Source organism: Pelomonas sp. KK5, from assembly GCF_001984095.1.
Lineage (GTDB): Bacteria > Pseudomonadota > Gammaproteobacteria > Burkholderiales > Burkholderiaceae_C > KK5.
Map to the genome: position 1 here is coordinate 1 of NZ_LYVQ01000248.1, position 9,241 is coordinate 9,241.

At 70.7% G+C, this 9,241-nt stretch carries 9 protein-coding genes; 6 read left to right on the plus strand and 3 right to left on the minus strand.

All coding sequences use genetic code 11. The features are described 5' to 3' along the window. On the plus strand, positions 1–1,205 hold a 1,205-nt coding region (locus B0W88_RS26695), incomplete at its 5' end, for an MFS transporter (RefSeq protein WP_198937947.1). On the opposite strand, the gene B0W88_RS26700 is transcribed toward B0W88_RS26695, so the two are convergent. Next, on the minus strand, positions 1,178–2,038 hold the full coding sequence (locus B0W88_RS26700; protein WP_077037619.1) for a MurR/RpiR family transcriptional regulator: 861 nt from the start codon (positions 2,036–2,038) through the stop codon (positions 1,178–1,180). The genes B0W88_RS26695 and B0W88_RS26700 overlap by 28 nt on opposite strands. A 170-nt stretch (positions 2,039–2,208) precedes the next feature. Between B0W88_RS26700 and B0W88_RS26705 the strand changes: the two genes are divergently transcribed. Genes B0W88_RS26705 through B0W88_RS26720 form a run of 4 tightly spaced genes read left to right on the plus strand, consistent with a single transcriptional unit; the run spans position 2,209 to position 6,253 of the window. Next, a complete protein-coding gene (locus B0W88_RS26705; protein ID WP_077037620.1) occupies positions 2,209–3,237 on the plus strand; it encodes a sugar ABC transporter substrate-binding protein in 1,029 nt (342 codons plus the stop codon). A gap of 13 nt (positions 3,238–3,250) precedes the next feature. Further along, the gene (locus tag B0W88_RS26710; protein ID WP_077037621.1) at positions 3,251–4,375 is read left to right on the plus strand and encodes an ABC transporter permease; all 1,125 of its coding nucleotides are present in this window, start codon (positions 3,251–3,253) and stop codon (positions 4,373–4,375) included. Next, positions 4,372–5,163 (plus strand): ATP-binding cassette domain-containing protein, encoded by a 792-nt coding sequence (locus tag B0W88_RS26715; RefSeq protein WP_077037622.1) that lies wholly within the window; start codon positions 4,372–4,374, stop codon positions 5,161–5,163. Before B0W88_RS26710 ends, B0W88_RS26715 begins: the two co-directional genes overlap by 4 nt. Further along, positions 5,150–6,253 (plus strand): phytanoyl-CoA dioxygenase family protein, encoded by a 1,104-nt coding sequence (locus tag B0W88_RS26720; protein WP_077037623.1) that lies wholly within the window; start codon positions 5,150–5,152, stop codon positions 6,251–6,253. The genes B0W88_RS26715 and B0W88_RS26720 overlap by 14 nt, the downstream gene beginning before the upstream one ends. A gap of 5 nt (positions 6,254–6,258) precedes the next feature. Here the strand turns inward: B0W88_RS26720 and B0W88_RS26725 are convergent, their stop codons facing one another. Further along, positions 6,259–7,122, minus strand: a complete 864-nt coding sequence (locus B0W88_RS26725; RefSeq protein ID WP_369973937.1) for a LysR family transcriptional regulator — start codon at positions 7,120–7,122, stop codon at positions 6,259–6,261. A gap of 90 nt (positions 7,123–7,212) precedes the next feature. Between B0W88_RS26725 and B0W88_RS26730 the strand changes: the two genes are divergently transcribed. Next, positions 7,213–8,220 (plus strand): zinc-binding dehydrogenase, encoded by a 1,008-nt coding sequence (locus tag B0W88_RS26730; protein ID WP_077037624.1) that lies wholly within the window; start codon positions 7,213–7,215, stop codon positions 8,218–8,220. A 21-nt stretch (positions 8,221–8,241) separates the two neighbouring features. Here B0W88_RS26730 and B0W88_RS26735 read toward each other — a convergent pair. Next, the coding region (locus tag B0W88_RS26735; RefSeq protein ID WP_083749095.1) for a GGDEF domain-containing protein at positions 8,242–9,241 on the minus strand (1,000 nt) is incomplete at its 5' end.

The window sequence follows — 9,241 nt, forward strand, 5'->3', positions numbered from 1 at the left end:
GCAGTGCCCCGCCCGCCAGTTTCTCCCTCCGCTCGATCGCCGTCACCGCCTTCGGCCCGACCCTGCTGTTCGGCATCGGCGAGGGCGCGATCCTGCCGGTGGTGCCGCTGACGGCGCGTGAGCTCGGCGCCTCGCAGTCGCAGGCGGCGCTGATCGCCGCGCTGATCAGCATCGGCTCGCTGGTCAGCAACATCCCCGCCTCGCTGATCACGCTGCACCGCGGCGAGCGCTGGGCCATCGTCGCCGCGGCGATCTGGTCCATCGGCGCGCTGGCGCTGTGCGCGCTGACGCCGCATCTCGCCGTGTTCGCTCTGGGCGCCTTCATGGTGGGCATGTCCCAGGCGGTCTACAGCCTCGCGCGCCAGAGCTACCTGACCGAGGCGGTGCCGCCCGAGCACCGCGCCCGTGCCCTGTCCACGCTGGGCGGCTCGATGCGCGTGGGCCTGTTCATCGGCCCCTTCCTGGCGGCCGGCGCCATCCACCAGTGGGGCATCGGCGCAGCCTACGCGGTCGGCATCGTCGCGCTGATCGCCGCCGCCGCCCTGGGCGCGCGCATGCCCGACCTCGAGCACCACGCCGCGCCGGACAGCGGCCTCGCCAAGCCCTCGATCGCCGGCATCGTGCGCTCGCACCGGCGCCTGTTCCTGACGCTGGGCCTGGGCATCCTGCTGGTGGCCGCGGTGCGTGCCACCCGCCAGGCGGTGCTGCCGCTGTGGGCCGACCATATCGGCCTGGCGCCCTCGATGGCGGCGCTGATCTACGGCCTGGCCGGCGGCGTCGAGATGCTGGTGTTCTACCCGGCCGGCCAGTTGATGGACCGCAAGGGCCGGCGCTGGGTGGCCGTGCCCTCGATGATCATCATGGGCGTGCCGCTGCTGCTGATGCCGCTGACCGCCGGCGCGGTCACGCTGACGCTGGCGGCCGCCGCCGTCGGCTTTGGCAACGGCATCGGCTCGGGCCTGGTGATGACGCTGGGCGCCGACCATGCGCCGCGCCACGGCCGCGCCCACTTCCTGGGTGTGTGGCGGCTGATGGCGGACCTCGGTTCCACCGGCGGCCCGGCCCTGCTCGCGCTGCTGACCGCCACCTTCTCGCTGGGCGCCGGCATCGCCGTCACCGGGCTGATCGCCTTCGCGGCGGCGGCGCAGCTGGCCTGGTGGATCCCCCGGGCTGGCGGTCAGCCCGAGGGCAGTTCCAGCGCGTAGGCCACCGCGATGAACAGGCTCTGCGCCAGCCCCATCGTGCTGGACAGCGAGCGGAAACCCAGCGTCGAGTTGTCCTGCACGATCAGCGCCACCTCGGCCTGCTTGGCCAGCGGGCTCATGCGGCTGTCGGTCAGCGCCAGCAGCTTGGCGCCGCGCTCGCGCGCCTGGGCCACCACCTCCAGCGTCTCCGCCGCGTAGGGCGCGAAGGAGATCGCGACCATCACGTCGCCCTTGCGCACCGAACGCATCTGCCCACCGTGCATGCTGCCCAGGGCGGTCACCAGGCCGATGCGCTTGTCGGTGTGCTGCAGTGCGTAGTCCAGGTAGGCCGCGATCGGGAACGAACGGCGCGAGGCCGCGATCCAGATGCAGTCGGCCGCCACCAGCAGCTCCACCGCCTTGCGGAAGGCGGTGGCGTCGAGCTGGCTTTCCAGCTCGTGCATGCCGGCCACGCTGCCGGCCAGGAACTCGCGGGCGATGTCCACGCTGGAGAGCTTGCGCGGGGCCGAGTCGATCAGCTCGCGGATGCGCGACTGGTAGTTGCGCCCCGGCGCCAGCTGGCGCGAGAGCTTGTCGCGGAACACCGCCTGCAACTCGGTGAAGCCCGAGAAGCCGAAGTGCTTGGCGAAGCGCACCACCGCCGAGGGCTGCACCTCGCACTGCCGCGCCAGCTCCTGGATGCCTTCCAGGCCGACGTGGTCGCGGTTCTTCTCGATGTGCAGCGCGATCACCTTGAGCTGCCGGCTGAGGGTGTCGTACTCGGCCGAGATCCGCTTGATCAGCTGATCCGCCGCGTCCTTGCCGCCCGCCTTTTCCGCGGTCCTCTCCGCCATGTCCACCCTTGTCATTGAATCGATGGCGCATTCTATCGATGCGAACTACCTTTCTCTCAGTGCAAGCACTTAGAAATTATTTTCCACAAAGCCGGGACCGGCTCCTATAGTCGAATCACGCTGCCCCGCTGCGGCGGCGATCCATGCACAAACGACAGGAGACGACACCCATGCGAGCCTTTTCGTTCAAGCCTTCCGCCCTCGTCCTGATGCTCTGCGCCGCGCTGGCCGCCACCGGCGCGCAGGCGGCCGGGCGCTACGTGATGGTCACCCACGCGGCCGATGCCGATTCGTGGTGGAACACGATCAAGAACGCGATCAAGCAGGCCGGCGAGGACTTCGGCGTGCAGGTCGACTACCGCAACCCGCCCGACGGCGACCTCGCCGGCATGGCCCGGCTGCTGGAGCAGGCCGCCGCCCGCGGCTACGACGGCGTGGCCTTCGACATCGCCGACATCAACGTGCTGTCCAAGCCGGCCGGCCTCGTGAAGGCCAAGGGCCTGCCCATCGTCACGATGAACTCCGGCACCACCGCCGAGAGCAAGAAGCTCGGCGCCATCATGCACATCGGCCAGCCCGAGTACGCGGCCGGCAAGGCCGCCGGCGAGCGCGCCAAGGCGGCCGGCATCAAGAGCTTCGTCTGCGTCAACCACTACGCCACCAACAACGCCTCCTTCGAGCGCTGCCAGGGCTATGCCGACGCGCTCGGCGTGGACATGAAGAAGTCGATGATCGACTCCGGCATGGACCCGACCGTGGTCGAGAGCAAGGTCACCGCCTTCCTGCGCGCCAACCCGTCCACCCAGGCTGTGCTGACGCTGGGCCCCAACTCCGCCGAGCCGACGCTACGCGCGCTGGACAAGATGGGCCTGGCCGGCAAGGTCTACTTCGGCACCTTCGACATTTCCAAGGACATCGTCGCCGGCATCAAGAAGGGCACGATCAACTTCGCCATCGACCAGCAGCCCTACCTGCAGGGCTACATGACCATCGCCTCGCTGGTGATCGCCCACGACGACAAGACCATGGACGCCCAGGCCATCATCGGCAAGCTCAAGGCCAACCCGAAGTTCCAGGCGCGGCTGGCCGAGTACGGGCTGGCGCCGGTGTACACGGCGGACGGGGTCAGCTCCGGTCCCGGCTTCGTGACCAAGGACAACGTCGAGAAGGTCGAGAAGTACGCCGGTCAATACCGCTGAGGATGGGCGTCAGATGGCTGCCCTCATGGACCAGGCTGTGACTCCGGTGCCGGCCGCCTCCGGCGACGAGCGGGTGCGCCGCGTCGCCGCCTGGCGCGGCTTCGTCAACCGCCCCGAGTTCGGCTCGATCGCCGGCACGCTGCTCGTCTTCGCGCTGTTCGGCGTGCTGGCGCGCGGCTCGGGGATGTTCAACCTCGACGGGGTGATGAACTGGTCCCAGGTGGCGGCCTATCTCGGCATCATCGCGGTGGGCGCCTGCCTGCTGATGATCGGCGGCGAGTTCGACCTGTCGATGGGCTCGATGATCGGCTTCGCCGGCATGATGATGGGCGTGCCGGCGATGTTCATGGGCTGGCCGATGTGGGCGGCCATCCTGTTCGCCTTCGCCGGCTGCATGGCGCTGGGCTGGCTCAACGGCTGGCTGGTGGTGCGCACCAAGCTGCCCAGCTTCATCGTCACGCTGGCCTTCATGTTCATCCTGCGCGGCGCCACCATCGTGCTGTCCACGCACTTCTCCAACAGCACCATCGTCAGCGGCCTGGCCGAGCCGGTGGCGCGCGATCCGGTCATCCAGTGGCTGTTCCAGGGCACGGCGTTCAAGAGCCTGTTCACCGCGCTGGCTGCGGCGGGGCTGATCGAGCGGCTGCCCGACGGCGGGCCGGTCGTCGCCGGCGTGCCCAAGGTGCTGCTGTGGTGGGCCGGCATCGCGCTGGCGGCGGGCTTCGTGCTGGGCCGCACGCGCCTGGGCAACTGGATCTTCCTGGTCGGCGGTGACGCCAATGCGGCCAAGAACGTCGGCGTGCCGGTCAACGGCGTGAAGATCGGCCTGTTCGTCTTCAGCGCCTTCACCGCCTGCCTGTTCGGCGTGCTGCAGGTGGCCGACGTCGGCTCGGCGGCGGCCGACCGCGGCATCCAGAAGGAGTTCGAGGCGATCATCGCCGCGGTGATCGGCGGCACGCTCTTGACCGGCGGCTTCGGCTCGGTGCTCGGCGCCTGCTTCGGCGCGCTGATCTTCGGCGTCGTGCAGATCGGCATCTCGTACACCAACTTCGATTCGGACCTCTACCGGATCTTCCTCGGCGGCATGCTCTTGCTGGCCGTGCTGTTCAACCACTACATCCGGCTCCGCGCGAAATGAGTGCCGATCACATCCTCGAACTGGACGGCGTCAGCCGCTTCTTCGGCACGGTCATCGCGCTGCAGGACGTGACGTTGCGCCTCAAGCGCGGCGAGGTCCACTGCCTGCTCGGCGACAACGGCGCCGGCAAGTCCACGCTGATCAAGACGCTGGCCGGCGTGCATCGGCCCAGCCGGGGCCGCTACCTGGTCGAAGGCCAGGAAGTCCGCTTCAAGTCCCCGCGCGAAGCGCTGGACCTGGGCATCGCCACCGTCTATCAAGACCTGGCCCTGGTCCCGCTGATGAGCGTGGCGCGCAATTTCTTCGCCGGCCGCGAGCCGCGCCGCAAGTGGCTGGGCCTGGTGCCGGTGATGGACACCGACCTCGCCGGCCGCGTCGCCACCGAGAAGCTGGCCGAGATGGGCATCCATGTGCGCTCGCCCGATCAGCCGGTGGGCACGATGAGCGGCGGCGAGCGCCAGTGCCTGGCGATCGCGCGTGCCATCCACTTCGGCGCCCGCGTGCTGATCCTGGACGAGCCCACCGCGGCCCTGGGCGTCAAGCAGAGCTGCAAGGTGCTGGAGCTGATCCACACCGCTCGCGGCCGCGGCATCTCGGTGATCTTCATCACCCACAACGTCCACCACGCCTGGCCCATCGGCGACAGCTTCACGCTGCTGAACCGCGGCCAGTCGATGGGCACCTTCGCCAAGGGCGAGACGACCAAGGAGCAGGTGCTGGACATGATGGCGGGCGGGACCGAGATCCAGAGCCTCGTGGAACGCCTGGAAGGCCGTGTGGCAGCCTGAGATCGATGATCTGGCGCGGCTGGTGCGCGCCGCCGAGGCGCCACTGACGCCGCTGGCCGCGGCCTCGCTGCAGGGCGTGCCGGTCTACGACTGCGCCACCGGCCTGCCGCATGACCGCGCCGCGCTGATGGCCGAGTGGGCCACCGTCTTCGCCGAGGGCGCCGGCGTGCTGGTGCTGCGCCAGGCTTTCGCCGAGCACGCGATCGTCGACGCCGCCACCGCCCGCTTCCGCGAGATGATCGACGAGCAGCGCCGCAGCGGCACCGGCGGCGGCGACCACTTCGCCAGGCCGGGCGCCAACGACCGCGTCTGGAACGCGCTGCAGAAGCTGTGCCTGCGCGACCCGGCGCTGTTCGCCGCCTACTACGCCAACCCGGTGCTGGACGCCGTCTGCGAGGCCTGGCTGGGCCCGCACTGGCAGCTGACCTCGCAGGTCAACTGCGTGAACCCCGGCGGCGCCGCGCAGACGGCCCACCGCGACTACCACCTGGGCTTCATGGACGCCGCTCAGGCTGCGCGTTATCCCGCGCACGTCCACACGATGCTGTCGCCGCGGCTGACGCTGCAAGGCGCCGTCGCCCATGTGGACATGCCGCTCGCGAGCGGCCCGACCTTGTACCTGCCCCATTCGCAGAAGTTCCCCGCCGGCTACCTGGCACCGGGCCAGCCCGGGTTCCAGGCCTTCTTCGATGCCCACCATGTGCAGTTGCCGCTGGCCCAGGGCGACGCGGTGTTCTTCAACCCGGCGCTGATGCATGCGGCCGGGCACAACCGCTCCAGCAGCATCCTGCGGCTGGCCAATCTGCTGCAGGTGTCCTCGGCCTTCGGGCGGGCGATGGAGGCGGTGGACCGGGAGGCCATGAGCATCGCGCTGTACCCGGTGCTGCTGGAACGCCCCCAGTTGCGGCTGGCGCTGCGCTGCTGCGCCGAGGGCTATGCCTTCCCGACCAACCTCGATCTCGACCCACCGCTGGGCGGCCTCGCGCCACCGAGCGCGCAGGCGCTGATGGCCGAGGCGCTCGACCAGCGCTGGCCGCCTGCGCGCTTCGAGGCCGAACTGCGCCGCCGCGCGGCGCTGCGGCAGGCCTGAGCGGGTCAGCCGTCCTCGCCCACCCGGGCCAGGGCAAATTCGAGGAAGGCCCGCAGCCGCGCGCTGTACCGCAGGTCCTCGTGGTAGCCCACCCAGACCTCGCGCCCGGGCGGGTCCTGGGGCCTTTCGACACGCCGCAGGCCTGGCAGCGCGCGCGCCAGGGCATCCGGCAGCACCGCCACGCCCGCACCCGCCGCGCACAGCCGGGCCTGCGCCTCGCGGCTGTTGCTGCCGAAGACGACGCGGCCCTCGGGAAAGCTGTTCTTCAGCCAGGCCACGTCGGGCAGTTCCTCGAAGGCGCTGTCCATCGTCAACAAGCGCAGCCCGCGGCCGCGCCGGGGCAAGGCGGCGCGCTGGCGGTTCGACACATAGAGCCCATAGTCCAGCGCCATGAAGCGGCGCTGCACCACCTCCGGCTCGCGGAACGGCGTGATGCGGAACAGCAGGTCCGCCTCGCGGCGCGCGGCGCTGAGCAGCCGCGCATCGGTGAGCAGTTCGATCGTCACGTCGGGATGCTGCTTCATGAAGGCGGCGCAGATCGGCGCCAGCACATGCAGCCCGAACCAGTCCGAGGAGGACAGCCGCAACAGGCCGCCCAGGCCCGCCTGCGCCCCGGCCATGCGCCGCTCGATCGCGAGCGTCTCCTCCTCGATGCGCTCGGCGTGCGCCCGCATCGCCAGGCCCTCCTCGGTCAGCACGAAGCCGGCGCTGCCGCGCTGGAACAGGCGCTGGCCCAGCGCCGCCTCCAGCGCGCGCAATCGCCGGCCCATCGTCGGCTGGGTCTGCCCGGTCAGCCGGGCCGCGCCGCCGAGCGTGCCGGCCCGGGCCACGGCGAGGAAGACCTTCAGGTCGCTCCATTCCATCATCATGCAATTTTGCATGACAAGCGTTCATTTCTGTCGATTGAGAAACAGATGTGAATGACCAACACTGGAAGCATCCCCACACAGGAGTCTTCCATGAGCACCCTTCCCGACACGATGACCGCCGCCTTCGTCGACGGCGCCGGCGCGCCCTTCACGCTTCGCCCGATCGCCATGCCCGTGCCCGGCGCGGGCCAGGTGCTGGTGCAGGTCGAGGCCAGCGGGCTGAACCCGCTGGACGCCAAGATCCGTGCCGGCCAGGCCGGTCATGCCCGGCAACCGCTGCCTGCCGTGCTGGGCCTGGACATGGCCGGCACGGTGCGCGCCGTCGGCGCGGGCGTGGACGGCTTCGCGCCCGGAGATGCGGTGTTCGGCATGGTCGGCGGCGTCGGCGGGCACGCGGGCACGCTGGCCGAATACGTGCTCGCCGACGCGAGCCTGCTGGCCCGTCGGCCCTCGGCGCTGCAGCCGCGCGAGGCGGCCGTGCTGCCGCTGGTCTTCATCACCGCCTGGGAAGGCCTGGTCGACCGGGCCCGCGTCGGCACGGGCCACAAGGTGCTGGTGCATGGCGGAGCGGGCGGCGTCGGCCATGTGGCGGTGCAACTGGCCCGCGCGCGCGGCGCCGAGGTCTGGGCCACCGGCAGCGCGGCGCAGCTGGACGGCATCGCCGCGCTGGGTGCCACGCCGATCGACTACCAGCGCGTCGAAGTAGCGGATTACGTCGACGCAGCCACCGGCGGCGCCGGCTTCGACATCGTCTACGACACCGTCGGCGGCGCGACGCTCGATGCGGCCTTCCAGGCCGTGCGCCGCTACACCGGCCACGTGCTCAGCAGCCTGGGCTGGGGCAGCCATTCGCTGGCGCCGCTGTCCTTCCGCGGCGCCAGCTACTCGGGCGTGTTCACGCTGCTGCCGCTGCTGACCGGCGAGGGCCTGGCCCATCATGGCGAGATCCTGCGCGAGGCCGCGGCGCTGGCCGAGGCCGGGCTGCTGCGCCCGCGCCTGGACCCGCGCCGCTTCGTCTCGCTGGGCGAAGCCGAAGCCGCCCATGCCTGGATGACCGGCGGCCAGGCCCGGGGCAAGCTCGCCGTCGAGCTCGGGTAAACGAACGCGCAGCCGACGACTTCAGGCCAAGCAGACCTGGTTGCGGCCGCTCTCCTTGGCGCGGTAGAGCTGGGTGTCGGCGCCGTTGAGCATCGCCTCCGGCGAGCCCTCGGCCATCTCGGCGCTGACGCCGAAGCTCATCGTCACGTTCAGGCCGGGCGCGATCTCGCTCCAGGGGAAATGGGCGATGGCGGCGCGCAGCTTGTCGCACAGCGCCGCGGCGGCCGGCTTGCCGGTCTCGGGCAGCGCGATCACGAACTCCTCGCCGCCGTAGCGGGCCAGCAGGTCCGAGGCACGCAACTGGGCCGTCAGGATCTCGGCCACCTGGCGCAGCACGGTGTCGCCCACGGCGTGGGAGAAGCCGTCGTTGATCTTCTTGAACCAGTCGATGTCGGACACGACCACGGACAGCGGCCGGCCATGCCGCACCGCCTGGCGGTAGAGCTGCTGCACCGCCTCGTCGAAATGGCGGCGGTTGTACAGGCCGGTCAGCGCGTCGCGGATGCTCAGTTCCTTCATCTGCTCGGCCTGGGCCAGGATGGTGGCGTTGGAGGTTTCCAGTGATTCATGGCTGGAGGCCAGTTGCTCGCTCATCGCGTTGAAGGCCTGGCCCAGCAGGGCCACCTCGTCACGGCCGGCGATCGCCACGCGCTGGCGCAGGTCGCCGGCGCGCATCGCCTGCACCGCCACGGTCAGGCGACGCAGCCGGGCGCTCAGGCCCTCGCCGAGCAGGGCGCCCAGCGCCAGGGCCAGCAGCGCCGCCACGCCGACGCCCCACCACAGCGCCTGACGCATCGTGTCCATATAGGCCAGGTCGTCCGGCCCCGGGCTCAGCACGCCTTCGGTGGAGACATAGGCCCTCACCTCGCCGCCCACCTTCACCGGCAGCAGGCCGTGGCGCGCGCTCTCGGGCAGCGGCTCGCCGTTCTCGTAGACGCCGGCGCCCATGACGACGCGGTAGTCGGAGTCGCTGAGGATGAAGCGGAACGGCGGCGGCCGGCCCCCAGACCCTTCACCACCC

What these genes read in the sequence shown, in the direction of transcription:
- B0W88_RS26710 (WP_077037621.1), top strand. Translation starts at nt 3,251, where the DNA reads ATGGCTGCCCTCATGGACCAGGCTGTGACTCCGGTGCCGGCCGCCTCC.
- B0W88_RS26700 (WP_077037619.1), bottom strand. Translation starts at nt 2,038, where the DNA reads ATGGCGGAGAGGACCGCGGAAAAGGCGGGCGGCAAGGACGCGGCGGAT.
- B0W88_RS26705 (WP_077037620.1), top strand. Translation starts at nt 2,209, where the DNA reads ATGCGAGCCTTTTCGTTCAAGCCTTCCGCCCTCGTCCTGATGCTCTGC.
- B0W88_RS26730 (WP_077037624.1), top strand. Translation starts at nt 7,213, where the DNA reads ATGAGCACCCTTCCCGACACGATGACCGCCGCCTTCGTCGACGGCGCC.
- B0W88_RS26715 (WP_077037622.1), top strand. Translation starts at nt 4,372, where the DNA reads ATGAGTGCCGATCACATCCTCGAACTGGACGGCGTCAGCCGCTTCTTC.
- B0W88_RS26725 (WP_369973937.1), bottom strand. Translation starts at nt 7,122, where the DNA reads ATGATGATGGAATGGAGCGACCTGAAGGTCTTCCTCGCCGTGGCCCGG.